We start from the raw sequence: 25,844 nt of genomic DNA, 5'->3' as shown, positions 1-25,844 counted from the left end.
TCCTGGCGCAGCCCTCGATCGATTTCCCGTTCTGCCTGTGCTGGGCGAACGAGAACTGGACCCGGCGCTGGGATGGCCGCGACGACGAGGTGCTCATCTCGCAGGAGCACGGGCCGGAGAACGATCTCGCCTTCATCCGCGACCTCGAGCGCTACCTGCGCGACCCGCGCTACCTGCGCATCGACGGCCGGCCGCTGGTGGTGGTCTACCGCGCCTCGCTGCTGCCCGATGCCGCGGCGACGGTGGAGCGCTGGCGCGAGCATTGCCGCCAGGCCGGCATCGGCGAAATCTTCGTGGCCATGGTGCAGTTCGACGCCGAAGACCCGAGGCCGTTCGGCTTCGACGCGGCGATGGAGTTCCCGCCGCACAAGCTGGCCAATGGCTTCGAGCGCATCAACGACACGCTCGACATCATCAACCCGGGTTACCGCGGCAGCGTCTTCCACTACCAGTCCATCGTCGACAGCGCCAAGGCGTGGCCGGAGCGGGGCTTCCCGCTGGTGCGCGGCGTTTTCCCCGGCTGGGACAACGAGGCGCGGCGCCCCGGCAAGGGCTACACCTTCGCCTTCTCGACGCCCGAGCGTTACCGCGCCTGGCTGGCCGCGTCGGTGGCCTACGCCGAGCAGCATCCGGTGGCCGGGGAACGACTCGTGATGATCAACGCCTGGAACGAATGGGCGGAGGGCGCGAAGCTGGAGCCGGACTCCCGCCACGGGCACGCCTACCTGCACGCGACCCGGCAGGCGCTGGAAGCCGCCGATCCGACGGGCGACGGATCCGGCTCGTGAACGCGCGCAGGCCCGGTGCCGTGGAGAAGCTGCTCCGCGGCCTTTATCTATGGCTTCCGTTCGGATGGGGGGCGCGGCTGCGGATCAAGCGCGCGCTGTTCCGCGCGCTGGCACCGGTCCTGTCGGGCACCGGCGTCCACCGTCGCTGGCGCGAGGACGAGGCGCGGCGCGAGGCCGAGGCCGCGCTGGCGCGGTCCGAGGCGGCGATCGCCAGCCTCGGCACCCGGCCGCTTCAGCGACGGATGCACCGGCCTGGCGCGCCCGCCGGCGCCCGGGACGAGTCCGCCGCCGCGGGCTACGGGCAGCGTCACGGCCTGTCGATCGTGCTGGTGGTGCATGACGCGCATCCGCACGGCGCGCAGTACCTTGCGCTGAACCTGCTGGCCGAGCTGGTGCACGGCCTCGGGCTGAGGGTGCGGGTCGTGCTGCTGGGGCCAGGGCCGCTGGCCACGGCGTTCGCCGAGCTGGCGCCGGTGGACGTGCTCGATGCCGGCGATGCCGGCGCGGTGCAGCGGCTGGCCGCCTCGCTGCAGGCCGCGGGCTTCCGCGCGGCGCTGGCCAACTCCCTGGTGTCGGCCCGGATCGTGCGCGCACTGGCGCAGGCCGGGCTGCGCGTGGTCACGCTGGCGCACGAGATGCCCGGGCTGGTGCTGGCGCAGGGGCTGGAGCAGGCGCTGCAGGACGCGGTCGCGTACTCGGCGCAAGTGGTGGTGCCGTCGCCGGAAGTGGCCGAGGGCCTGCGCCGGTTCGCCGACCCCGCGATGGTGGATGCCCGCTGCGTGATGCGGCCGCAGGGGCTGTACACGGTCAGCCCGCACTACGGCGGCCGTGGTCGCGACGCGGCGGCACGCCGCCTGCGCGAGCGGCTGTCGCTGCCGGCCGATAGCCGGATCGTACTTGCGGTCGGCTATGCCGATGCGCGCAAGGGCGTCGACCTGTTCGCGGACGTGATCGAGCGGCTCGCCGCGCGCGATCCGCGCGTGCACGGCGTCTGGGTCGGCCACCAGGACCCCGCCCAACGCGCCTCGGCCCAGGACCGGATGGCGCGTGCCGGCCTGGCCGGGCACCTGCATTTCGCCGGCATGGATTTCGAAACCGACGATTACTACGCGGGCGCGGATGCCTACGCGCTCACCTCGCGCGAGGATCCCTTCCCGTCGGTGTTGCTTGAAGCGCTGTCGGTGGGCACGCCGGCCGTCGCCTTCGCCGGCACCGGGGGCGGGGCAGGGCTGCTGGCGCGGATCGGTGCGGCGACGGTGCCCGGCTTCGACACGGCCGCCTTCGCCGACGCCATCGCCGCCCTGCTGGACGACCCGGCGCGCCACGCCCTTCAGGCGGCGCGCGGCATCGCGGTGGTGGAGCAGGAATCGTGCTTCCGCCGCTACGCCATCGACCTGCTGGCGCTGGCGGGCGTCGCCCTCCCGCGGGTGTCGGTGGTGGTGCCGAACTACAACTATGCCGGTTACCTGTCCGCGCGATTGGCATCCATCGCGGGCCAGGGCCTGCCGGTGTACGAGATCATCGTGCTCGACGACGCCTCCACCGATGGCAGCGCCGAGCGTTTGCTTGGGCTGCGCGCCGGCATCACGCCGGTGCCGCGCCTGCAGCTGGACGGTGCCAACGGCGGGTCGGTGTTCCGGCAGTGGGCCAAGGGCGTGGCGATGGCGCGCGGTGACTACGCCTGGATCGCCGAGGCCGACGACCTCGCCACGCCGGACTTCCTGGAGACCCTGGTCACGCCGATGCAACGCGATCCCTCCATCGTGATGGCGTATTGCCAGTCGCGTCCGATCGATGCGGCGGACAAGGTGCTGGCGCCGGACTACGCGGCCTGGACCGACGACCTGTCGCCGACCCGCTGGAAATCGCGCTACGTGGCGACCGGCGACGAAGAGGTCCGGGCCGGGCTGGGCGAGCGCAACACGATCCCGAACGTGAGCGCGGTGGTGTTCCGCCGCGAGGCGCTGGCCTCGGTGCTGGACGAACACCTCGGGGAAATCGCGGCATTGAAGAGCGCGGGCGACTGGGTCACCTACCTGCGGGTGCTGCAGCAGGGGCGGATACTGTTCGACCCCGCGCCCTGCAACCTGCACCGGCGCCATCGCGACAGCGTCGTGGCGGGCCAGTCCGCCGACGCGCACGCGCGCGAGGTGGAGGCCGCGCGGGCGCTGGCGCACCGGCTGCACGGCGGGGCGGTCGCTGGAACACACCAGAATTCGATCAAAGGGCTTGGGAATGAGTAAGGGCGTGCAAGGCGGCAAGAAGACCAGGCTCTGCCTGCTGGTGCCCTCGGCACCTTCGGACGAGGCCTCGTCGTTCGCCGGCCTGTCGCGGGACGCGGCGGCGGTGAACGACCGGCTGCTGGTGATCCTGGGGTCGAGCATCGGCCGCAATGGCGCGCTGGCCGGCGACTGGCGGGCGACGCCCGCCGCGCACGACGCGCTGGCCGAGGTCCGCGCGTTCGCCGCGAAGGCCCTTGCCGAGGCGCCGGTCAGCGTCCTGCATGACGAGCGCCTGGCCGGCCTGGCGCCGGTGTGGGTGGATGCCCTGGGCGAGGCGGGCGTGGCTGCCTTCATGGCGACGTCGGGCGACGCGGCGCGCCGCCTGGACGAAGGTGCGAAGGAAGACGAGGCGTATCGCGAGCGCCTGCTCACCGACTACGAGTCCCAGCTGGCCACGCTGCGCGAGAGCTCGCGCGAGCTGCGCGAGAAGCTGCACAGGATCCTCGACTCGCGGTCCTGGAAGCTCACCCGCCCGCTGCGCCACCTGGGCTCGCGCCTGCGCAGCGAGAAGGCCGCCGACATCACCGCCGAAGAGGATGCATTCGATGCATCCTGGTACCTGGCGCAATACCCGGATGTCGCGGCGGCCGGCATGGATCCCTACGAGCACTACGTCACCGCGGGCAGGAAGGAAGGCCGTCTTCCGCACGCCCCCGTCGCCGAGGTGGCGCGCCCGCCGCGCCGCCGTCGCTGGTGGCAGTCCTTCGCCCGCCGGCCGGAAGCGGTGGGCCCGGGCGCTGCGCCCGGCACGGACGAGGTCGCGCGGCTGGACTTTGATGCCGAGTTCTACCTGCTGCAGTACCCGGACATCGCCGGCGCCGGCGTCGATCCCTACGAACACTACGTTTCCCACGGCCGTGCCGAAGGGCGGCATGCGGTGCGGCCGCGCCTGGTCATCGCACCGGGCGGCGCGCCCTTCGACGCCGGTCGCGACACCGTGCTGGTGGTCGCCCACGAAGCCTCCCGCACCGGCGCGCCGGTGCTCAGCCTCAACCTGGTGACGGTGCTGGCCGAACGCTACAACGTCGTGGCGATGCTGCTGGGCGACGGCCCGCTGCTCGAGGAGTTCCGCGCCGGCTGCAGCTGGCTGGTGGGCCCCATGGACCTGCGCGGTACGCCGGTGCGCGCCGCCGCCATCATCGAGCAGCTGCTGGCGCTGCACCAGCCGAAGTTCGCGGTGGTCAACAGCATCGAGTGCCGCATGGTGCTGGAGCCACTCTCGCGCCATGGCGTCGCGACCGTGAGCCTGGTGCATGAGTTCGCCGCCTACACGCGGCCGCGGACCGAGTTCCGCAACGCGCTGCACTGGGCCGACGAGACCGTGTTCTCGACGCCGCTGACGCGCGAGAGCGCCTACCTCGAGTTCCCGGACCTGGTGGAGAAGGCCTTCACGGTGATGCCGCAGGGTCGCTGCAAGCTGCCGGTGACGGCGCGCGACGAGGACGTGCGCCGTCGCGAGGACGCCCGCCTGCTGGCCGCGCTGCGCCCGGACGGCAAGGCCGACGATGCCTTCGTCATCCTCGGTGCCGGCTTCGTCCAGCAGCGCAAGGGCGTGGACCTGTTCATCCAGTGCGCCAGCCAGGTGATGGCCTCGGAGCGCGGCAGGCACTGCCGCTTCGTCTGGATCGGCAGCGGCTACGACCCCGAGCATGACATGGCCTACTCGGTCTACCTCGCCGACCAGCTGCGCCGCGCCGGCCTGGAGAGGGTGGTCAGGATCATTCCCGAGACCTCCAGCATCGAGACCGCCTACCGCAGTGCGGACGTGCTGCTGCTGAGCTCGCGGCTGGACCCGCTGCCCAACGTGGCCATCGACGCGATGGCGCACGGCCTGCCCGTGGTCTGCTTCGACAAGACCACCGGCATCGCCGACGTGCTGGTGGAGGCCGGCCTGCGCGACGAGCTGGTCGCGGGCTACCTGGACACGCACGACATGGCGGCCAAGCTGCTGGACCTGGCGACGTCGTCCGAGCTGCGCCAGTCGGTGCGCCAGCGCGTGCAGGAAGTCGTCGAGCGCCGGTTCAACATGGCCACCTACGTGGGCCAGCTCGAGCGCATGGCGCTGGACGCGGCCGGCAAGCTGGCGCGTCGTCCGGTCGAGGCGGCCGAGATCGCGCGCTCCGGCTTGTTCGATGCCGGGTTCCACGGCTCGCGCCAGCCCGCCGAGGCGACGCTGGCGAAGGTGATCGAGTTCGATTACCTGCGCACCTGGGCCTGCGGCGTGGGCCGGCGCAAGCCGTTCCCGGGCTTCCACCCGGGCGTGTACCGCGAGCAGCACGGCCTGCACCTGGCCGACGATCCGCTGGCGGACTTCATTCGTGCCGGCCAGCCGCCCGGGCCCTGGTCGCTCGAGGTGATCACGGCGACCGGCGACGAGTCGCTGCTGGCGCCCGGCCCGCGCGTCGCGCTGCACGTGCACGTGTACTACCCGGACATGCTGCCGGACATGCTGGCCCGCATCGCCGCCAACCGCCTGCGCCCGGACCTGTTCATCAGCGTGCCCAGCCAGGCCGCGAAGGCCGCGATCGAACCGAAGCTGGCGGACTACGACGGCCGGCTGGCGCAGGTGGAGGTGGTGCCGAACCGCGGCCGCGACATCGGCCCGTTCCTGACCGCCTTCGGTGCCGACTGGTCGGGCTACGACATCGTCGGCCACCTGCACACGAAGAAGTCGCTGGACCTCAGCGACGCCGCGTTCGGCTTCCGCTGGAACGCCTTCCTGATGGACAACCTGCTGGGCCGCCAGCGGCGCATGGCCGACGCCATCGTGGCGCGGATGCTGGCCGACCCGACGCTGGGGCTGGTGTTCCCGGACGATCCGAACGTGGTGGGCTGGACCGGAAACCTGTCGTTCGCGCAGGACATCGGCGCCCGCCTGGGCCTGCGGGACTTCCCGGTCGAGTTCAACTTCCCGGTCGGCACCATGTTCTGGGCGCGGCCGGCTGCGCTGGCGCCGTTGATGGGGCTCGGCATGCAGTGGGATGATTACCCGGCGGAGCCCCTTGGCTACGACGGCACCAAGCTGCACGCCATCGAGCGCCTGGTTCCCTTCGTCGCCCGCGCCAGCGGCTTCCGCTGCGCGGTGACGCATGTGCCGGGGGTGACCCGATGAGATTGGTCTGGTGGGCAGCACGGGGAGTCCGGCGATGAAGTTCACGGTATTCGGCGGCGGTGGTTTCATCGGCTCCGCGATCGTCGACCGGCTGCTGGCCGAAGGCCACGCGATCCGCGTGTTCGAGCGCCCGCGCGTGGCGCCCTACCGCGAGTTCGCCGCGGGCGAACGGGTCGAGTGGGACACCGGTGACCTGCTCAGCGCCCACGACGTGGCCAGTGCCATCGAGGGTTCCGACGCGGTGATCCACCTGGTTTCGACCACGCTGCCCAAGAGCTCCAACGACGACCCCGCCTACGACGTGAGCACCAACGTCATCGCCACGCTAAGCCTGCTTGACGCGATGGTGGCGCAGGGCATCAAGCGGATCATCTACATCTCGTCCGGCGGCACCGTCTACGGCACGCCGCAGTACGTGCCGATCGACGAGAAGCACCCGACCGATCCCGAGGTCTCGTACGGCATCACCAAGCTCACGATCGAGAAGTACCTGCAGCTCTACCAGCGCCTGCATGGCATCCGCGCCACCATCCTGCGCGTGGCCAACCCCTACGGCGAGCGCCAGCGGGTGGAGACGGCGCAGGGCGCGGTGGGCGTGTTCCTGCACCGCGTGCTGTCCGGCCAGGCCATCGACATCTGGGGCGACGGCAGCGTGATGCGTGATTTCATCTACGTCGGCGACGTGGCCGACGCCTTCGTGCGGGCCACCGCGTACCCGGGTCCCGTGACGGTGTTCAACATCGGCTCGGGCGTGGGCACCAGCCTCAACGAGCTGGTGCGCGCCATCGGCGACGTCACCGGCACCACGGCCGCCTGCAACTACCTGCCGGGCCGCGCCATCGACGTGCCGGTGAGCGTGCTGGATTGCTCGCTGGCGCAGCGCGAACTCGGCTGGTCGCCGAAGGTTGGCTTGCCCGAAGGGCTGCGGCGGACCGTGGATTGGCTAAGGCAGCCATCCCGGAGATCGTCCTGACCCGGGGTCAGGGGGCTTTCGCGCACCTCAGCGCCACGACGTCCTGATGATTGTCCCAGGCGTGGTCTTCATGGTTGGCCACGACCAGCCCCGCATCCTGGGCGGCGTTGCGGATCCAGTGGCGGGAGGAGAGCGAAATGCCATAGCCCGGCTGGCCCGGGTATTGGCAGTAGCCGTAGCCGGTCCGCTGGTAGTCGGCCAGGATCGCCGCCTCCTCGTGCATTGCCAGTCCGTAGAGCGCGCGCTGTGCGAGGAACAGCCGGCCCGCGACGAACGCCCCGTGCGAGGTCACGACCGCGCTGCCTTCGGCGTTCAGGTGCCGGGCGAGAAACGCCAGGAAGTTTCGTGACGCCTGCGCGTCCAGGTGCGTGATCAGGGAGCCAACCCAGATCAGGTCGAATCCCCGTCCGAAGTCGATGGCGTTGAAGTCCGGCGTGGAGGCCAGCCTGGTGGCATTGAACTCCCGGGCGGAGAACTCCGCGCCGGCTTCGTCCAGGTCAGCGACGAAAAGCCCAGCATCCGGATACGCCGCGCTGAGATGCCGCGCGACGCGGCCGTGCCCGCAGGGGAGGTCGAGGATCTACCGGGGTCGGACGAGCCCCGGTGCCGACTGGATCGCGCGCAATGCATCCGCGCCGACGGCGAGGTAACGGGCGAGGTCGCCGGCCATCATCGTCTCACGGTCGGAAATCTTCTCGGATACAGGCATGGATCTACTCCGTACAGGGCAAGAGGCCGGGGGGTTCTCTCTTTCGCCGCATCGGCGCCGGGTGGTCCCGGTGCCCGAAAGGATGCCTGGCGACGTCCGGGTGGTTACTCCTTCGAGGGGTTGCGAACGAGGATGGCGCAACCTCCTGCATTGATTCGCTGGGGTTCGGGGCCCAGCAGTGGCTCGAGGCGCATCACGAACTCATAGCCCGCGAGGCACTGCACCAGCGCGCCGATGCGCGCGCCATCGGGGTCCTCCCGGGCCGGAAACGCCCCGGGCACGTTCTGCAAGTCAGACTCGCGAAGCAGCATCAGCGCCCGTCGCTTCGAGTAGTAGGGCACGGTAGCGGCCCAGTCCAGGCCGGCGGTGATGATGATGTCGTCCTCGTGGACGTGGGTCCTGATCGCCCGGGCAAGTTCGATCGTCGGGTGGGTCGACTTGTCCTGCAGGACGGACGGCATGAAGTGGCGCCATGTGTGACCGGACATCCCGATCACGAACAGCACGGTGACCGCTGCAGCGACCCACGGCGCACGGTTCCGGGAGGCGTGGTCGATCGCCGCGGCGCTGAAGACCAACAGGAAGACCGCGTTGGCGACCTGATAGTAGTTGTGTGCCAGGTGCAGGTTGGTGAACACCAGCATGGGAAGCAGGAAGGACGCCATGGACACGGCGTAGAACCTGGCCATGCCGCGGCGATCGCCGGTGAACCAGGACGCCGCGAACACCAGCGGCAGCCACCAGGCCGCGTAGCCAAGGATGTCCATCGCGCTGCGGCCCGCGACCGTGTCCACCCAGAACGCCGCCGACAGGCGCTGTTCGTGCGTCCCGTGGTTCCACTCGCTCAACTGCCCGGACGTGAGCCATGCCGTGAACGGCGAGGCCGCCTTGGCGGCATCCGAGACATCAAGCCACCAGAGGAGCGCGGCGAGCGCGATCGCCACCGGCACGGCAGCCGCCACGGCAAGCCGGGCCGCGCGGCGGACGTTCCGCGAACGCAGCTCCGGGACCAGGGCCACGGCGACGACCGCACCCGCGAGCGCGGCGAACCCGAAGAAGGTCGTGATCTTGACCAGCGCCGCACCCGTGGCCAGCGCGGTGGCGGGCACGGCCAGGGAGAAGCGCCGGCTGGCGACCATGGCTTGGATGACGGCCGTAAACCCCATGGCCAGCAACAGGGCCAGGGTTTCGATCATCAGGCTCCTGCCCCAGAACACGTGGATCGGCGCCGCGAGGAAGAGGACGCATGCGATACCGACCAGCCGAGGCGATGCGCCGAACATCCTTAGCGACGCCTGCAGGGGCCAAAGGCAGGCCAGCAACGCGGCCATCGAAACCAGCCTGCCGGACTGGTCCAGGCTCAGGGGCAGCCCGCTGCCGGCCAGCGCCGCCACGATCCACTGGTAAAGGGGGAACTCGAAGGGAACCAGCCAGGGGGGTCCGAAGAGCGGTGTTTCGTAAAGCCACAGCGGCCCGCCGCGCGTCATCCAATAGCTGGAAATGGCGGTTTGGGTCTGCCGGAACTCATGCATGTCGATCAGGGGCTCGTTCCAGCTGAGCCCCAGGGCGACGGCAAGCAAGACCAGGACGCACCCGAGCGTGGCCCGGGTCCAGGCGAGAAGTCGGGCGGTGCGGGCGATCACTCGGCCACCACGGTCCGGACATGTGCGCAGCGCACCCAGGCGTCCCCGGCGTCCAGCACGATCTCAAGCGTGGCGGTGCCGGCCGGCAGGTCCCGGATGGCCACGTTGCGGAAGCCCGAGAGACGTGTCACTGGCTGGCCAGTGAGCGCCTCGACGTCCGGACGCTCCTCGATGGCAGGCAGCGGCGCCTGGAACGCGATGGTGCCATCGCCGGCGCGAACCCTCAGCCAGGCGCCGGCGAGACTGCCGTCGCTGGTGACCAGGGCGCGCCATCCGGAGACCATGCCCTCGCCGTTGACCGGCACCGGCTGCTCCAGGGCTTCGCCGTAAACACCATTGATGGACTCGATGTTGCAGATCGCGGCACGCTGCTCGAAGACGCCGTCCAAGGGCGGGACGCGCTGTGGCCCCGCCGGGGCGGCCTCGGCGGCCGGCGCCCGAGCGTCCGGGGCCGGCGGCAGCGGGACCTCGGCTTCCCTGCACGACGAAGCAAGAAGCGCAGCGAGGATGGCGGGGAGGAGGGCGTGGCGGCGCGTTGTTCGCATTGGGGGTTCCCAGATGGTTCGATGACCTGCTTATACCGGCATTCCGCGAATCCAAAGCGTTCAGCGGGAACGGAAGGACCACCTGCGGTGGCCCAGGTAACTGGTGATCACCGGAACCGCGACGCCGATGCCATGCGCGACCGTCTCCGGGTGGAAGTCCATGCCGGCCAGCGGAAATAGCCAGCGTGCCAACAACACGCTGATGAGGACGGTCTGGGCCACGGCCAGCAGGTTTATCGCGATGAACCAGCCGGCCTGGCTACCGACGCTGTTCCGCGCGTCGCGGAAGACGAACGCGCGATTAAGGACAAAGGCCGTCGCCATGCCGACCAGGTACGCGATCACGATCGCGGGCACGTAAGGCAGGAACTCGCTGAGCCCGATCCGGGACAGGAAATTAGCCGCGGCGGCAACGCCGCCCGCGACCAGGAACAGCATGAACTGCCTGCCGATCATCCTGCGAGCGCCTCGCGCGCGAGCGCGCTGCCCACCTTCACGCTCTCGCAGATCGACCGGTCCTCGGGGTAGTAATACGCGGTGTCGGCCATGAAGAAGCCTGCCAGCGGCGTCCGCATCGGCGGCAGCATGGCCTGGAAGCCCGGCGGGCAGATGGTCTGCGCGAACTCGTAACGGTGGCAGTGGCGGGCCAGCACCCAGTCCGGGCGGAAGTCCGGGTTGATGCGGCCGAGGTAGCCGATCACCTCGTCGATCAGGGTCTCGTTCGGCAGCGCCCACTTCGGGTGGGTCTTTGGCATGTAGAAGGGGGCATACAGGATGTGCTCGCCTTCGCGCGTGCCGGGATTGAGGTTGGAGTGCTCGATGACGCCCGGGATCTCGATGCCGGCGTCGCTGATGTTCATCCAGAAGTTCTCGCTGACCGCATGCCTGAGCTTGAGGATGACGCAGGCTACCGGGATGTTCTCGATGCGGCGGATGCGCTCGGCGAACTCGGCCGGCAGGCCGGGCACGAAGCCGGGGACGTACTGGATCGGTGCGGTCGAGAGCACGGCGTCAGCCGGGCGCAAGGTAGCGTGGATGCGAACGCCGGTGACCCGGCCGGCCTCGGACGCCACTTCCTGCACCGGCGCCGAGAGGTGGATCCGGCCGCCCAGGCGTCCGATCTCGGCGACCATGCCATCGAGCACCGTCGCCGACCCGCCCTCGAGGTAGCCAAGGCTCTCGTTGAAGAGGTTTCGACGCGACAGTGCCACGCGCTTGATGCGGGTGCCGATCCACGAGGCCGAAAGCTGGTCGGTGTACTCGAAGAACTTCAGGTGGAAGGCGCGCTGCCACATCACGTCCCAGGCGCGCTTGCCGATCCACGACTGGATCCACTCGCGCGCGTTGCGTTTGTCCAGCGCAGTCCAGTCGGTGATGCCCTTGGTGTGCATCACGTGCAGGGCGTAGCGGACCTTGTCGATCCAGCCGAGCTTGGGAAAGGCCAGCAGGGCAAACGGCGTTCCCCACTTGTAGAGCTTGCCGTCGACGAAGTAACCCATCTTCGTGTCGGTCCACTTCAGCTTGCCGGACAGGCCAAGTTCGTCGAGCAGGGAGAAAAGCGGGTCATCGGTCTTGCAGACGAAATGGTAGTAGCGCTCGATCTGCAGGCCGTCGAAGTCGAAGCTGGCGGACATGCCGCCGATGCGGTCGTCGCGTTCGTAGACGTCGACCGAGTGGCCGGCGCGCAGCAGCTCGATGGCCGCCATCAGGCCCATGGGGCCGGAACCGATGATGGCGAAGTTGCGGGGTTCAGTGGTCATGTCGGGCTTCAACGCTTGAGGATGACGTGGCTGTAGCGCGGGTCGCAGTAGCTTTCCCGCACCGCGGCCTCGAAGGCGTGCTGCTTCACGCCGAACACCGCCTCGGTTTCGACGCCCTTGAAGTCATCGCCCGCCGACAGTGCCTTGAGCTGGTCCGCGGTGAACGGCGGCTTGCGGCTGAACAGCGCGTAGGTGCGCAGCAGGAAGGCGAAGAATCCAATCGGAATGTGCACGATCAGCGTGCGCAGGCCCTTGGCTCGCTTGATGGTGCGGATGATGTCCACGTAGTCGATGCGGGTGTCGCCGACGATGTCGTAGACCGCGCCGTCGGGCTGCCGCTCGATGCACTTCACGATGCAGCGGCAGAAGTCGCGCTCATACAGCGGCTGGCGCATGAAGCGGCCGTCGCCCGGGATCGGGAACACCGGGGTGCGCGCCATGAACCGGGACAGCCAGCCCAGGTGCTTGGGGTCGAACCAGCCGAACATCAGGGTGGGCCGCAGTACGCAGTGGCGCAGGCCCGACGCCACCACCATGGCCTCCTGCTGCTTCTTGGTCTCGGTGTAATCGTCGGTGGCGACCGAGTTCACCACCGATGAACTAACGTGCACCAGGTAGGGAACCCCATGCGTCTTGCAGGCGTCGAGCACGTGGCGCGTGGCCACCAGGTTGTTGCGGTCGAACAGCTCGCGGTGCTTGCCGGTGATCTGCGCATGCAGCTGCACCACCACGTCGGCGCCGGCGAAGGCGTCCGACCAGGGTCCCGGCTCGGCCAGGTCGGCCTCGACCACAGCCACGCCCGGGTTGAGCTGGCGAAGGATGCCGAGGTTGTGCGCGTGCTTGTCGATGGCGACGAGGTTCGTGTAGCCCTGCGCACGCAGCTCGACCAGCAGGTTCTGCCCGACCAGGCCCGCGGCGCCGGTCAGCAGGATGCGGACGTCCTTGGGCACGGTGCCGTTGAATGCGTGGCTCAAAGCTTGATCCTCCGGAACACGAACTCCGGGATGTGCGTGATCACCCGCATGATCCCCCACCAGAACCCCGGCAGGTAGGCCACCGACTTGCGCCGGGCCACGGCGCGCACGATGCCGCGCGCCACCTGCTCGGGCGTGGCCCACAGCGCGCCCTTCTTGAACGCCGCCGTCATGGGGGTGTCCACGAAGCCGGGCTTGATGGTCAGCACGTTGACGCCGCTGCCGTTGAGCGCCTGGCGCAGGCCGCTGGTGAAGGCGCTGACCGCCGACTTGGCGCTGCCGTAGAGGTAATTGCTGGCGCGGCCGCGGTCGCCGGCCACCGAGCTGATCACGGCCAGGGTGGCGGGCGCCTGCAGGCGCTGGGCCAGGGCGATGCACAGCGCGATCACCGAGGTGCCGTTGGTGGCGAATTCGTCGAGCGACGTTCCGACCGAGGCGCTGCACGCGGCCTGGTCGGGCAGGGTGCCGTGCGCCACCAGGGCCAGGTCCACGCTGCCGAGCGCGGCCCAGGCGGCGTCGAGCATCGCGGCGTGGCCGGCGGTGTCGTTGGCGTCGAGTACGTAACCGTCCGCGGTGGCGCCGCGCACGCGCAGGTCGGCGGCGATGGTTTCGAGCCGGGCGGCGTCGCGCGCGACCAGGAACAGGCGGGCGCCGCTGCGCGCGTACTCCCGTGCCGTGGCCTGGGCGATGGCGGAACTGGCGCCGATGATCAGGATGCGTTGCATGCTTGCTCCATGACACGTCGCCAGAACGACGACGAGAAGGCGGGGTCGATGTGGGGGATGAACGCCTCCAGGCGCGGCTGGCCGGCACGGAACATCGCCGGCGACATGCGCGCGTCCTTGGCCGGATAAAGCGCGCCGCCGGCCGCGGCGACGATGGCGTCGAGGCGGTCGAGCAGGGCGAAGGTGGAGGTTCCCGCGCGCGGGAAATCCAGCGCCAGCGTGGTGCCCGGCCGCGCGAACGACAGCAGCCCGGGCGCGGCGCGGTCGCCGAACTCCTTCAGCACGGCCAGGAACGACCCCTGCCCGCTGCGCGCGATCTCCCCCAGCAGCGCCGCGACCGCATCGCGCGCGGCCGCCGGCGGCAGCACGCACTGGTGCTGCAGGAAACCGCGCGGCCCGTACATCCGGTTCCAGTCACGGAGGCCGTCCAGCGGATAGAAGTAGGGCGCGTAGTGCTGGATGCCCGCGCGTGAGCGCGCCTGCTGGCGCTGGAAATAGAGCGTGTTGAACGGCCGCAGCGTCAGCCGGTTCACCAGCGCGAACGGCGGCGTCACCGGCATGGCCAGCCCGCGGCCGGGCAGGCGGCCGCTGCGGCCGGCCGGCGCGTGGTTGGCGCGCAGGAAGTGGCCGCGGCCCAGCGCCTTGCCGCGCGCCAGGCAGTCCACCCAGGCCACGGTGTATTCGTGGCTGCCGGCCGATTCCGCCGACAGCGCGAAGAAATCCGCCAGGTTCTCGAAGCGCACCGATTCCACCGCCATCCACGGGCCGGCCACGCGCTGCAGCTTCAGCTGCAGCCACGACACCACGCCAGTGAGGCCGAGCCCGCCGACCGTGGCCGCGAACAGCGGGTCGCCCGGCCGCAGCAGCCGCCGGCTGCCGTCGCTGCGCAGCAGCTCGAAGGCCAGCACGTGGTCGCCGAAGCTGCCGTTGCGGTGGTGGTTCTTGCCATGCACGTCGTTGGCCAGCGCGCCGCCCACGGTGGCGAACTGCGTGCCGGGCGTCACCGGCAGGAACCAGCCGCGGGGCAGCGCCACTTCCAGCACCTCGCCGAGCGTGACGCCGGCCTCGCAGGTGATTACGCCGGCGTCGGCGTCGAAATGCAGGAAGTGGTCGAGCCCGCGCGTCAGCAGCAGGCGGCCGCCGTCGTTGAGGCAGCTGTCGCCGTAGCTGCGGCCCTGGCCATGCGCCAGCAGCGTGCGCTCGCCCACCGGCAGCGCGGCGTCACGCCGGCGCAGCGGATGCAGCGCCTGGTCTGTCGGTCGGGGCCAGCGGCCCCAGCTTTCGCCCGTGCGCGCCATGCCCGGCTCAGATCGCCGACAGCGCGATCACCGCGCAGAGGAGACCCACGACCTGGCTGACGCGGTCGGTCACGGCGAACACCACCGGGTCATCGTCCATGCCGCCGCGGTGCGCCACCACCCAGGTGCGGCTGACCCAGTACAGCACCAGCGGGCACAGTAGCCAAAGCACCTGCGGCCGCGCGTACAGCGCGACGCTGTCCGGGCTGTTGATGTACAGCGCCAGCACCAGCACCGCCAGATAGCCGGCCGAGCCGCCCAGCGACTGCAGCAGCGGCAGGTCGTCCACGCCGTAGCCACGGCCGGCGGCGGACATCTTGCCCTCGGCCAGCATTGCCGACAGTTCGACGTAGCGCTTGAGCAGGGCCAGGCTCAGGAAAATGAACATCGAGAAGGCCAGCAGCCAGAACGACAGCGCCGCGCCGATGACCGCAGTGCCGCCGATGATTCGCAGCGTGTACAGCATCGCCAGCAGCATCACGTCGAGCATGGCCACGCGCTTGAAGCGCAGCGAATAGCCCAGCGTCAGCAGGTAGTAGGCGGCCAGCACCGCCGCGAAGCGCGGCTCGGCCCACCAGGCCAGCGCCAGGCCGGCCACGGCCAGCAGCGGCGCCAGCACCATGCCTGGCAGCAGCGGCAGCGTGCCGGCGGCGAAGGGCCGCAGCCGCTTGCGCGGATGCTGGCGGTCGCTGGGCAGGTCGAGCAGGTCGTTGAGCAGGTACACGCCGGACGCGCACAGCCCGAAGGCCAGGAAGCCGGCGACCGACAGCAGCACGGCCTCGGTTTCCAGGAACCGGTGCGAGGCCAGCAGCGGGATGAACACCAGCAGGTTCTTCAGCCACTGGTGCAGGCGCAGCGCGCGCAGCCAGGCCTTCGGGCCGCCGCCGGTGGCGGGCAGGTGGCCCAGCAGTTCGCAGCGCTGGCCGGCGGCGCGGGCCAGGCCGTGGCCGGCGTTCACCACCAGGGCGCCGTGGGCGCGGTCCCACACGGCAAGATCGACCCGGGCATTGCCGGCGTAGTCGAAGCCGCGCTCGCCGAAGCGCGCGACCAGGGCCTCGGCCTTGCCGCGGCCCGACAGGTTGCGTTGGCCGTCGCTGGCGATGACCTCGTCGAAGCAACCCAGGTGCGCGGCCACCGGCCGGGCCAGGGTGTCGTCGGAGGCGGTGCACAGCACGCGGTGGCGCCGGGGCTCTTCGCGCAGCAGGGCCAGCACGCGCTCGTCGTAAGGCAGTTGCGCGGGGTCGATGGCCACGCGCGCGGCGATCGCGCGCTTGAGCCGCGCCTTGCCGCCCAGCAGCCAGAACGGCAGGGCCAGCAGCAGCCAGGGGCGGCGGGCCAGCAGCGCCAGGGTGGATTCGAGCAGCAGGTCGGAGCGCAGCAGGGTGCCGTCGAGGTCGATGCAGAGCGGGCGGGTCGAGGCGTCTTGGGGGGCTGCCATCACAGCGGGGGCCGGTGAGGTCTCGGGGCGGCCTTGGATGATAGCGGAATCGCCCCCGGGGCTTGCCCGACGCGTTGCCCCCGGCCGAAGGGACAGTGTCTTGGCCGGCGCGTCGCGGCTAGACTTGCGGCCTCGAAATCGCGATGGAGCCCGGCCGATGCCTTCCCCCGCTTCCCCTTCGCCCGCGTCCCGCGCCGGCAAGGTCTATCCTTCCGCCGCCGAGGCGCTGCGTGGCCTCGTGGCCGACGGCCAGACCCTCGCGGTCGGCGGCTTCGGCCTGTGTGGCATCCCCGAGGCGCTGATCGCCGCGCTGCGCGATTCCGGCGCCACGGGCCTCACCGCGATCTCCAACAACGCCGGCGTGGACGGCTTCGGCCTGGGCCAGCTGCTGGCCACGCGCCAGATCAAGAAGATGATTTCGTCCTACGTGGGCGAGAACAAGGAGTTCGAACGGCAGTTCCTGGCCGGCGAGCTGCAGCTCGAGTTCAACCCGCAGGGCACGCTAGCCGAGCGCCTGCGCGCCGGCGGTGCCGGCATCCCGGCCTTCTTCACCCGCACCGGCTACGGCACCATCGTCGCCGAAGGCAAGGAGACCCGGCAGTTCGACGACGGCCACTGGTACGTGCTCGAGACGGCGCTAAAGGCCGATGTGTCGCTGGTGAAGGCCTGGAAGGCCGATGCCGCCGGCAACCTGGTGTTCCGCAAGACCGCGCGCAACTTCAACCCGGCCTGCGCGATGGCCGGCAAGGTCTGCGTGGCGGAAGTGGAAGAGCTGGTCGAGGTCGGCAGCCTCGATCCCGACCACGTGCACCTGCCGGGCATCTATGTCGACCGCATCGTGGTCAACCCCACCCCCGAGAAACGCATCGAGCAGCGCACCGTGCGAGGAGCGAAGTAATGGCCTGGAACCGCGACGAAATGGCGGCCCGGGCCGCGCGTGAACTCACCGATGGCGCCTACGTGAACCTGGGCATCGGCCTGCCGACCCTGGTCGCCAACCACATTCCCGAAGGCATGGACGTGTGGCTGCAGTCCGAGAACGGCCTGCTGGGCATCGGCCCCTTCCCGACCGAGGACGAGGTGGACGCCGACCTGATCAATGCCGGCAAGCAGACCGTGACCGCCCGCGCCGGCGCCAGCTACTTCGGCAGCCATGATTCCTTCGCCATGATCCGCGGCGGCCACATCGACCTGGCGATCCTGGGGGCGATGGAAGTGACCGACCGCGGCGACCTGGCCAACTGGATGGTGCCGGGCAAGATGGTCAAGGGCATGGGCGGCGCGATGGACCTGGTGGCCGGCGTGAAGCGCGTGGTGGTGCTGATGGAGCACACCACCAAGGCCGGCGAGCCCAAGATCCTGCCCAAGTGCACGCTGCCGCTGACCGGCGTGGGCGTGGTCAACCGCATCATCACCGAGCTGGCCGTGATGGACGTCACCGCCGACGGCCTGGCCCTGGTGGAAATGGCGCCGGGCGTGACCGAGGACGAGCTGCGGGCCAAGACCGGCGTGCCCTTCCGCCAGGCGGCCTGAGCCGAAGGTGAGAAAATTGCTCTGGCCCCTCGGGGCCGGGGCCGGTAAATTCCCGGGGTCCGGCGGGGAGCCGGCATTCCAGGGGACTCCATGCAACACAATGACCTTGGCGACGACCTGCCGGTCGTCACCAACGACTTGACGCCGCCCGTGCTGCCGCCGTCGCCGGCGATGCCGCCGCCGATCCCGGGTCCCGTCCGCCATCCGCTGCAGTTCACCGGCAGCGCGGGCGAGTTCTTCGGCATCTGGTTCGTGAACCTGGTGCTGTCGGTGCTGACGCTGGGCATCTACTCGGCCTGGGCCAAGGTGCGCACCGAGCGCTACTTCTATGGCAACACGCGGCTGGCCGGCGCGCCGTTCGAGTATCTTGCCGATCCGATCGCCATCCTCAAGGGACGGCTGATTGCGTACGCGGTGGCGATCGGCCTGGGCCTGTCGGCGCATTTCCAGGTGTGGGTGGTCTACATCCCGCTGATCCTGTTCGTGCTGGTGATGTTCCCGTGGCTGATCCACCGCACGTTGCGCTTCCGCGCGCGCTACTCGGCCTGGCGCGGGCTGCGCTTCCGCTTCGTCGAGGGCGTGTACGAGGCCTACGTGAACTTCATGTTCCGGCCGGCGCTGCAGATCATCACCGCCTACATGGTGCTGCCGTGGGTGCGCATGCACCAGCACGACTACACCGTCACCGGCCACCGCTTCGGCGGCAAGCGCTTCCGCTTCGCGGGCGACCTGGGCACCTACTACATCCCGTTCCTGATCAGCATCGGCCTTGGCTTCGCGGCCTACGTGGTGATGGTGCTGGGGATCATGGGCGCGGCTTTCCTGGGCGCCGCGGTCTCGGGCGGCGGCGAGCCGGGCGGCGAACCCTCGACCGGCGTCCTCGTCGGCATCTTCGCGCCGCTGATCGTGGTCTACCTCGCCCTGCTGGCGCTGCCGATCTACGTGCGCACCAAGCACATGAACCTGATGTGGCGCTACGCCAGCCTCGGTGGCCACCGCTTCGAGTGCACGCTGCGCGCGCGCGACATGATCTGGATCTACTTCAGCAACGGCGTGGCGATCGTGCTCAGCGTCGGCCTGCTGGTGCCCTGGGCGATGATCCGCATCGCGCGCTACCGCGCCCGGCACTTCGCGCTGCTGGCCGACGGCGAGCTCGACCATTTCGTCGCCGAGGCCGAGCGGGCCGAGGGCGCGGCGGGCGCCGAGCTGATGGACGCGCTCGACATGGACGTGGACATCGGCATTTGAACGCGCTCGACGCTACCTGGTACGACGGCCGCGGCAGCCGCGCGCGCGCGGCCCGCATCACCGAGCCCGCGCCCGGCACGGTGCGGCTGGAGTCCGAGGGCATGGTGCTGGAGTTCGCGGCCGCCGAGCTGCAGCTCAGCCCGCGCCTGGGCCGCATGCCCCGCACGCTGCGGCTGCCGGGCGAGGGCCACCTGGAGCTGGCGGACACGCCCGCGCTGGAGGCCTGGCTGGGCGGGCGCGACAAGGTCGAGGGCTGGGCCGACTGGCTCGAGCGCCGCCGCAGCGCGGCGATCGGCGCCGGCGTCGGAACGGTGTTGGCGGTGATCGGCTTCTTCCAGTTCGGGCTGCCCTGGATGGCGGACCGGCTGGCGCCGGCAATCCCGGCGGCCATCGAGCGTTCGGTCAGCAACCAGGCCATGGCCCTGCTCGAACGCGTGCACCTGCAGCCGACGCGGCTGCCGGCGGCACGGCGCGAGGCGCTGCAGGCCAGGTTCGCGACGCTAACCGAGGGCTTGCCGCGCGCACGCGACCTGCGGCTCGAGTTCCGCAGCGCGCCCAAGATCGGCGCCAATGCCTTCGTGCTGCCCGATGGCCTGGTGGTGATGACCGACGAGCTGGTGGCGCTGGCCGAAACCGATGACCAGCTGCTGGCGGTGCTGGCGCACGAGGCCGGCCACCACGAGCAGCGCCACGGCATGCGCCGCGCGCTGCAGAGCTCGGCAGTGGTCGTGGTGGCGGGCTTCCTGTTCGGCGACCTGTCGGGCACCGGCTCGCTGTCGGTGTCGATCCCGGTGATCCTGCTCGAGAGCGGCTTCTCCCGCGAGTTCGAACGCCAGGCCGACGACTTCGCGTTCGGGCTGCTGGCCAGCAAGGGCCAGTCGCCCGCGGACTTCGCCGACATCATGAAGCGGCTGTCGGACTCGCACGGCGGCGACCGCGACATGGGCCCGGTGGGCTACCTGGCCACGCATCCGCCCAGCGCCGAGCGCATCGTCGCGGCCCGCGAGGCGGCACGCTCGGCCGGGCCGGTCGAGCCCGTCGACGCCGCCGAAGCGGACGCCGCCGAGGCCGCCAACGAAAACGCCGACGCGGAGTAAGCCGCGTCGGCGTCGATATCGCGCGCCGGCCGGGGCCGGCGGCGCGGAGTTACCTCAGAGCGCGGCTTCCAGCTCCGGCACGATCTGGAACAGGTCGCCGACCAGGCCGAAATCGGCGATCTCGAAGATCGGCGCCTCGGCGTCCTTGTTGATGGCGACGATGGTGCCGGCGTCCTTGATGCCGGTCAGGTGCTGGATGGCGCCCGAGATGCCGATCGCCACGTACAGCTCCGGCGCGATGATCTTGCCGGTCTGGCCGACCTGCAGTTCGTTCGGCACGTAGCCGGCGTCCACCGCGGCGCGCGAGGCGCCCACGGCGGCACCGAGCTTGTCGGCCAGCGAGTAGATGATCTTGAAGGCATCGGCCGAGCCCAGCGCACGGCCGCCCGAGACCACCTTGCCCGCGCCCTGCAGGTCGGGGCGGTCGGACTTGCCCTGCTGCAGCGACACGAAGCGGGTGTGCGAAGGCAGCGCGGCGTCCACCGACGCGGCTTCCACCGCGCCGCTGCCGCCGTTCGCCGCCGCCGGCCACGAGGCCGTGCGCACGGTGCCGACCACGGCCATCGAGGCCGGGGCCTCGACGGTGATGATGGCGTTGCCGGCGTAGATCGGCCGCTTGAACACGTGGCTCGACTCCACCGCCATGATGTCGCTGACCTGGGCCACGCCCAGCAGGGCCGCGACGCAGGGCATCAGGTCCTTGCCGAAGGTGGTGGACGGGCCGAGCACGTGGCTGTAGCCGGCCGCGAGCTTCGCGACCTGCGGCGCCAGCACCTGCGCGATCGGGTTGGCGTTGGCGGCGTTGGCCACCGTGATGACCTTGGCCACGCCGGCGATCTTGGCGGCCTCGGCGGCGATGGCGTCGGGCGCGTCGGCCAGCACGACGACGTGGATGTCGCCGCCGATGGCCGCGGCGCAGCTGACGCAGCGCGCGGTGGAGGAGTTCAGCTGGCCGCCGAGGTGTTCGGCAACGATCAGGATCTTGCTCATGGTCATGGTCTCCTTACACCAGGCCCTTGGCCTTGAGCGCCGAGACCAGCTCGGCGACGTCCTTCACCATCACGCCCTTGCTGCGCTTGGCAGGCGGGGCGAAGTGGGTGGTCTTGAGATGGTCGCCGCTGTCGACGCCGAGGTCGGCGAAGGCGATGGTTTCCATCGGCTTGGACTTGGCCTTCATGATGTCGGGCAGCTTGATGAAGCGCGGCTCGTTCAGGCGCAGGTCGGTGGTGACGACGGCGGGCAGGTCGACCTCGAGGGTCTCCAGGCCGGCGTCGACTTCGCGCACCACGGTGGCCTTGCCGTCGGCGACGTCGAGCTTGCCGGCGAAGGTGGCCTGCGGGCGGCCCCACAGCGTGGCCAGCATCTGGCCGGTCTGGTTGGCGTCGTCGTCGATGGCCTGCTTGCCCAGCAGCACCAGCTGCGGCTGCTCTTTCTCGATCAGCTTGAGCAGGGCGCGGGCGGCGGTAAGCGGCTGCACGGCGCTGTCGGTGACCACGTGGATGGCGCGGTTGGCGCCCATGGCCAGGCCGTTGCGCAGGTGGGCCTGGCAGTCGGCCGGGCCCATCGTGCAGACGATGACTTCGGTGGCGATGCCTTTGTCGCGCAGGCGCAGGGCTTCCTCGAGGGCGATGTCATCGAAGGGATTGGGGGAGAGCTTCACGCCCTCGGTGACCACGCCCGAGCCATCGGGCTTGACCTGGATGCGGACGTTGTAGTCCACCACCCGCTTGTAACCGACCAGAATCTTCATCGTCGCGACGTTCCTGTGGGGCAGGCCGGCGCACGGCGTGGGGCCGGGCGGCGGGCTTCGAAGGGAGGCCAATTCTACCCGTTCCACCCGTCACGGCCCAGTAAACCCCTTCGTTTCCCGGCGCGGCACCCCGTAGGAGGGACTTCAGTCCCGAAGCCTTCCGCCGGAGAGCTTCGGGACTGAAGTCCCTCCTACAGGGTGGCGCGGGGCTCAGGCGGCTTCCGTACGGTCTTCCAGGCCCGCCAGCCAGTCGTCGTCGCTGCCCTCGTTGACGCCCTCGAACAGGATCGTGCTGAGGTAGCGCTCGCCGGTGTCGGGCAGCATCGCCAGGATCACGCTGCCTTCCGGGGCGTCCCGGGCGACCTGCAGGGCCGCGGCCACCGTGGCGCCGGCGCTCAGGCCCACGAAGACGCCTTCCTCGGCGGCCAGGCGGCGGGCGGTGTCGCGGGCCGTCAGGTCGTCCACGGGGCGGACCTGGTCGGCGATGCCGCGGTCGAGCACGGCCGGCACGAAGTCTGGGGTCCAGCCCTGGATCTTGTGCGGGGCCCAGTCCTTGCCGTTGAGCAGCTGGGCGCCCGCCGGCTCGCTGGTGACGACCTGGATGCCCGGCCTTGCCAGCTTCAGCACCTGGCCCACGCCGGTGAGGGTGCCGCCGGTGCCCCAGCCCGTGACGAAATAGTCGAGCCGCTTGCCGGCGAAGTCGCCGAGGATCTCGGGCCCGGTGGTGCTGCGGTGGTAGGCGGGGTTGGCCTCGTTCTCGAACTGGCGCGCGAGGAACCAGCCGTGCTTGTGCGCCAGCTCGGCGGCCTTGCGGACCATGCCGCTGCCGCGCTCGGCGGCCGGCGTCAGGACCACCTTCGCGCCGTAGGCCCGCATCAGCTTGCGGCGTTCGATCGAGAAGGTTTCCGTCATCACCGCCACGAAGGGGTAGCCGCGCGCCGCGCAGACCATCGCCAGCGCGATGCCGGTGTTGCCTGATGTCGCTTCGACCACCGTCTGCCCGGGCTTGAGCAGGCCGCGCTGCTCGGCGTCGAGGATGATCGCCAGCGCCAGCCGGTCCTTCACGGAGCCGCCGGGATTGAAGGATTCCACCTTCACGTAGAGCGACACGTGCGCCGGCGCGATGCGGTGCAGCCGCACGATGGGCGTGCGGCCGATGGTGTCGAGGATGCTGTCGTAAATCGCCATCACGTTCTCCAAAGCGGGGTCAGGAACGGGGTCAGGTTCCGAGCCTGACCCCGAAGGGCGGGGTCATGCGGCGGCGGCGATGCGGTTGGGTCCGTGCGGGGCCAGATTCGCAACCTGACCCCGGTCCTGGAGCGGTTCGGGGCCGAACCAGTGCAGGGTCGTCGCGAGCGAGGCGACTTCGCCGAGGATCAGCAGGGCGGGGGATTGCACGGCGTGGCGCGTGGCCAGTTCGGGGAGTTGGCCGAGGCTGCCGATGACGACTCGCTGCTCCGGCCGCGAGCCGCTCTCCACCAGTGCGAAGGGCGTCGCGGCGGCGCGGCCGTGGGCCAGCAGCCGATCGCGGAAACCGGCCAGGCCGGCAACGCCCATGTACACGGCGAGCGTCTGCTTCTCCTGCGCCAGCGCGCGCCAGTCGAGGGTGTCCAAAGAGTCCTTGCAGTGCGCGGTGACGAAACGCACCGATTGCGCATGGTCGCGATGCGTCAGCGGCACGCCGGCGTAGGCGGCGCAGGCCAGCGCGGCGGTGACGCCCGGCACCACTTCGAAGGCGATGCCGTGCGCGTTCAGGAACTCCAGCTCCTCGCCGCCGCGCCCGAACACGAAGGGGTCGCCGCCCTTGAGCCGCACCACGCGGCGGCCGGCGCGCGCATGCTCCAGCATCAGCGCGTGGATGCCGTCCTGGCTGACGTGGTGGTTGGCGGCCTGCTTGCCCACTTCGATGAACTCGGCGTCGCGGCGCGCCAGCGCCAGCACGCCGGGGCCGACCAGGCGGTCGTGCAGGATCACGTCGGCCTGGTTGAGCAGGCGCAGCGCACGCAGCGTGAGCAGGCCCGGATCGCCCGGACCGGCGCCGACGAGCGCGACCGAGCCGATGTCGCGTGAGGGCGGCACTTCGCCCAGGGCGGCTTCAAAGGCCGCGCGGGCGCCGGCAGCGTCACCCGCGCGGAAGCGTTCGGCCACCGGCCCGGCCAGCAGTGTCTCGAAGAAGCGCCGTCGCTCGGGCAGGCGCGGATGCCGCTGGCGGATGCGCGTGCGCTCGTGCAGCAGCAGCGTGGCCAGCGCGCCGACGGATTCATCGAGCTCGGTCTCGAGCTTCTCGCGCAGGTGCCGCGCCAGCATCGGCGCACCGCCGCCGCTGGAAATGGCGATCTGCAGCGGCCCGCGCTCGATGCGGGCGGGCGACTGGTAGCTCGAGAGTTCGAGGTCGTCCACCACGTTGGCCCAGATCCGCCGCGCTTCGGCAGCGGCGGCGACGGCGCGATTGACCTCGCCATCGTCGGTGGCGGCGACCACCAGCCACGCACCGTCGAGCCAGTCGGGCGTGAAGCGCCCCGCAAGATGTTCGATGCGGCCTTCAGTCCACAGCGCGGCAACGTCGGCATCCAGCCGCGGCGCACCGACCACCACGCGGGCGCCCGCCGCCAGCAGCGGCTCGAGCTTGCGCCTTGCTACCGCGCCGCCGCCGACCACCAGCACGCGCCGGCCGCGCAGGTCGGCGAACAGGGGAAACAGCGGGGGCGGGGCGGCATCCATGGCCCAGACCCTAGGCCGCCGCCCGCCGCCGGTGAAATGACGGCTGCAACGGTGCATATGCCCGGCGGTTATCAAACCCGTCTGGACGCGGCCCGCGACGCCGGGTTACGGTCGGTCCACGTTATCGGCGCCCCGCGCGCCCCACCGGAAATCCCCGTGAACCCGAGCCGTTCCAGCCAATGTTGTCGCCCGCCCGTGCCCTGAGCCGCGCCTGCGACACCCTTTGCCTGGAACCGCCATGACCCTCACCCAGCTCCGCTACCTGGTCGCGATCGCCGACTCGGGTTTGAACATCACCCTCGCCGCCGACAAGGTGCACGCCACCCAGCCCGGCCTGTCCAAGCAGCTCAAGCAGCTCGAGGACGAGCTCGGCTTCCTGCTGTTCCAGCGCAAGGGCCGCAGCCTCGAGGCCATCACGCCCTCGGGCCAGGAAGTGCTGGCCCACGCCCGCCGCGTGCTGGCCGAGGCCGGCAACATCCGCGCCTTCGCCGCCAACCAGCGCGGTGAAACCCAGGGCAGGCTGACCCTGGTCACCACGCACACGCAGGCGCGGTTCGTGCTGCCGCCGGCGATCGCGGCGCTGGCCCGGCGCTTCCCCGAGGTCAGCATCCACCTGCAGCCTGCGTCCGAAGGCGAGGCGCTGAACGCGCTGGCGCAGGGCCAGGCCGACTTCGCCGTGGTCAGCACCGCGGGCGACACGCCGACCGGCGGGCTGGCCGTGCCGCTGTATCGCTGGCGCCGGCAGGTGCTGGTACCCGCGACGCATCCGCTGGCGAAGCTCGACCGCGCGCCCACGCTGGCCGAACTCGCCGCGCTCCCGCTCATCAGCTACGAATCCACCAACAAGCCTGAGTCTTCGCTTCGCCGCGCCTTCGCCGAAGCCGGCCTCGAGCCGCAGATCGCAATGACCGCGCGCGACGCCGACCTGATCAAGACCTACGTACGCGCTGGCCTCGGCGTCGGCCTGCTGGCCGAAATGGCGGTCAGCGCCCGCGACGACGCCGACCTGCGCGCGCTGCCCGCGCCCGCCGCCATCCCTGACTGCACCAGCTGGGCCGTGCTGCCGCGCGAACGCGTGCTGCGCGACTACGCGCTGGAATTGCTGCTGGCGCTGGCCCCGCAGCTGGATCGCGCGGACCTCAAGCGCGCGGTGGCGGGGCACGATTCGCCCGCTTGGCCGCTGCCGCCAACCTGGGTCGACCTCAGCCAAGCCATCACAAACTAGATCCTGTGGGAGGGACTTCAGTC

Annotated in this window: 23 protein-coding genes; 9 read left to right on the top strand and 14 right to left on the bottom strand. The window is 70.5% G+C overall.

The features are described from left to right. The 4 genes from Q0C12_RS07345 to Q0C12_RS07330 form a co-directional block, all read left to right on the top strand. On the top strand, positions 1-788 hold a 788-nt coding region (locus Q0C12_RS07345), incomplete at its 5' end, for a glycoside hydrolase family 99-like domain-containing protein (RefSeq protein ID WP_290888311.1). Then, positions 785-3,031, top strand: a complete 2,247-nt coding sequence (locus Q0C12_RS07340; RefSeq protein ID WP_290888308.1) for a glycosyltransferase — start codon at positions 785-787, stop codon at positions 3,029-3,031. The genes Q0C12_RS07345 and Q0C12_RS07340, both read left to right, overlap by 4 nt. Next, positions 3,024-6,182, top strand: a complete 3,159-nt coding sequence (locus Q0C12_RS07335; protein ID WP_290888305.1) for a rhamnan synthesis F family protein — start codon at positions 3,024-3,026, stop codon at positions 6,180-6,182. Before Q0C12_RS07340 ends, Q0C12_RS07335 begins: the two co-directional genes overlap by 8 nt. A gap of 34 nt (positions 6,183-6,216) precedes the next feature. Next, complete coding sequence (locus tag Q0C12_RS07330; RefSeq protein WP_290888302.1) at positions 6,217-7,155, top strand: NAD-dependent epimerase/dehydratase family protein; 939 nt, start codon at positions 6,217-6,219, stop codon at positions 7,153-7,155. A 7-nt stretch (positions 7,156-7,162) separates the two neighbouring features. On the opposite strand, the gene Q0C12_RS07325 is transcribed toward Q0C12_RS07330, so the two are convergent. From Q0C12_RS07325 to Q0C12_RS07280, 10 genes are all read right to left on the bottom strand, one after another. Then, a complete protein-coding gene (locus Q0C12_RS07325) occupies positions 7,163-7,447 on the bottom strand; it encodes a hypothetical protein (RefSeq protein ID WP_290888300.1) in 285 nt (94 codons plus the stop codon). Between the two features lie 288 nt (positions 7,448-7,735). Continuing rightward, the gene (locus tag Q0C12_RS07320; protein ID WP_290888297.1) at positions 7,736-7,864 is read right to left on the bottom strand and encodes a hypothetical protein; all 129 of its coding nucleotides are present in this window, start codon (positions 7,862-7,864) and stop codon (positions 7,736-7,738) included. A gap of 104 nt (positions 7,865-7,968) precedes the next feature. After that, positions 7,969-9,507: a hypothetical protein gene (locus Q0C12_RS07315; RefSeq protein WP_290888294.1), complete on the bottom strand. Its 1,539-nt coding sequence runs from the start codon at positions 9,505-9,507 to the stop codon at positions 7,969-7,971. Beyond that, positions 9,504-9,896 carry a hypothetical protein gene (locus Q0C12_RS07310; RefSeq protein ID WP_290888293.1) on the bottom strand — a complete coding sequence of 131 codons (393 nt, stop codon included), beginning with the start codon at positions 9,894-9,896 and terminating at the stop codon, positions 9,504-9,506. Before Q0C12_RS07310 ends, Q0C12_RS07315 begins: the two co-directional genes overlap by 4 nt. 216 nt (positions 9,897-10,112) lie before the next feature. Further along, complete coding sequence (locus Q0C12_RS07305) at positions 10,113-10,508, bottom strand: GtrA family protein (protein ID WP_290888290.1); 396 nt, start codon at positions 10,506-10,508, stop codon at positions 10,113-10,115. After that, positions 10,505-11,812, bottom strand: a complete 1,308-nt coding sequence (locus Q0C12_RS07300) for an NAD(P)/FAD-dependent oxidoreductase (RefSeq protein WP_290888287.1) — start codon at positions 11,810-11,812, stop codon at positions 10,505-10,507. Before Q0C12_RS07300 ends, Q0C12_RS07305 begins: the two co-directional genes overlap by 4 nt. Before the next feature lie 8 nt (positions 11,813-11,820). Continuing rightward, positions 11,821-12,762: an NAD-dependent epimerase/dehydratase family protein gene (locus Q0C12_RS07295; RefSeq protein ID WP_290888314.1), complete on the bottom strand. Its 942-nt coding sequence runs from the start codon at positions 12,760-12,762 to the stop codon at positions 11,821-11,823. Between the two features lie 20 nt (positions 12,763-12,782). Then, positions 12,783-13,511: an SDR family oxidoreductase gene (locus Q0C12_RS07290; protein WP_290888285.1), complete on the bottom strand. Its 729-nt coding sequence runs from the start codon at positions 13,509-13,511 to the stop codon at positions 12,783-12,785. Next, positions 13,496-14,809 carry an FAD-binding oxidoreductase gene (locus tag Q0C12_RS07285; RefSeq protein ID WP_290888282.1) on the bottom strand — a complete coding sequence of 438 codons (1,314 nt, stop codon included), beginning with the start codon at positions 14,807-14,809 and terminating at the stop codon, positions 13,496-13,498. Before Q0C12_RS07285 ends, Q0C12_RS07290 begins: the two co-directional genes overlap by 16 nt. A gap of 7 nt (positions 14,810-14,816) precedes the next feature. Continuing rightward, complete coding sequence (locus Q0C12_RS07280) at positions 14,817-16,247, bottom strand: UbiA family prenyltransferase (RefSeq protein ID WP_290888280.1); 1,431 nt, start codon at positions 16,245-16,247, stop codon at positions 14,817-14,819. Between the two features lie 157 nt (positions 16,248-16,404). Between Q0C12_RS07280 and Q0C12_RS07275 the strand changes: the two genes are divergently transcribed. The 4 genes from Q0C12_RS07275 (at position 16,405) to Q0C12_RS07260 (ending at position 20,125) form a co-directional block, all read left to right on the top strand. Continuing rightward, a complete protein-coding gene (locus tag Q0C12_RS07275) occupies positions 16,405-17,145 on the top strand; it encodes a CoA transferase subunit A (RefSeq protein WP_290888278.1) in 741 nt (246 codons plus the stop codon). Beyond that, positions 17,145-17,780 (top strand): CoA transferase subunit B, encoded by a 636-nt coding sequence (locus Q0C12_RS07270; protein WP_290888275.1) that lies wholly within the window; start codon positions 17,145-17,147, stop codon positions 17,778-17,780. The genes Q0C12_RS07275 and Q0C12_RS07270 overlap by 1 nt, the downstream gene beginning before the upstream one ends. Positions 17,781-17,870: 90 nt before the next feature. Next, positions 17,871-19,028, top strand: coding sequence for a YjgN family protein (locus Q0C12_RS07265; protein WP_290888273.1), 1,158 nt, complete (start codon positions 17,871-17,873; stop codon positions 19,026-19,028). Next, positions 19,025-20,125 (top strand): M48 family metallopeptidase, encoded by a 1,101-nt coding sequence (locus Q0C12_RS07260; protein WP_290888271.1) that lies wholly within the window; start codon positions 19,025-19,027, stop codon positions 20,123-20,125. The genes Q0C12_RS07265 and Q0C12_RS07260 overlap by 4 nt, the downstream gene beginning before the upstream one ends. 54 nt (positions 20,126-20,179) lie before the next feature. Here the strand turns inward: Q0C12_RS07260 and Q0C12_RS07255 are convergent, their stop codons facing one another. The 4 genes from Q0C12_RS07255 to cysG all read right to left on the bottom strand — a co-directional run bounded on the left by Q0C12_RS07255 (position 20,180) and on the right by cysG (position 24,596). After that, positions 20,180-21,115 carry an electron transfer flavoprotein subunit alpha/FixB family protein gene (locus Q0C12_RS07255; RefSeq protein WP_290888268.1) on the bottom strand — a complete coding sequence of 312 codons (936 nt, stop codon included), beginning with the start codon at positions 21,113-21,115 and terminating at the stop codon, positions 20,180-20,182. Between the two features lie 13 nt (positions 21,116-21,128). Further along, a complete protein-coding gene (locus Q0C12_RS07250; RefSeq protein WP_290888266.1) occupies positions 21,129-21,875 on the bottom strand; it encodes an electron transfer flavoprotein subunit beta/FixA family protein in 747 nt (248 codons plus the stop codon). A gap of 210 nt (positions 21,876-22,085) precedes the next feature. Then, entirely contained in the window at positions 22,086-23,063 is a 978-nt protein-coding gene (cysK, locus tag Q0C12_RS07245) for a cysteine synthase A (protein ID WP_290888263.1), read from the bottom strand. 63 nt (positions 23,064-23,126) lie between these two features. Then, on the bottom strand, positions 23,127-24,596 hold the full coding sequence (gene cysG / locus Q0C12_RS07240) for a siroheme synthase CysG (protein ID WP_290888262.1): 1,470 nt from the start codon (positions 24,594-24,596) through the stop codon (positions 23,127-23,129). A 238-nt stretch (positions 24,597-24,834) separates the two neighbouring features. Between cysG and Q0C12_RS07235 the strand changes: the two genes are divergently transcribed. After that, positions 24,835-25,821, top strand: a complete 987-nt coding sequence (locus Q0C12_RS07235) for a LysR family transcriptional regulator (RefSeq protein WP_290888259.1) — start codon at positions 24,835-24,837, stop codon at positions 25,819-25,821. Positions 25,822-25,844: the final 23 nt, after the last annotated feature.

Source organism: Arenimonas sp. (genome assembly GCF_022842045.1).
Taxonomy (GTDB): domain Bacteria; phylum Pseudomonadota; class Gammaproteobacteria; order Xanthomonadales; family Xanthomonadaceae; genus Arenimonas.
The sequence above is the reverse complement of the archived record's forward strand: the minus strand, read 5'-3'. Positions and strand labels throughout refer to the sequence as shown.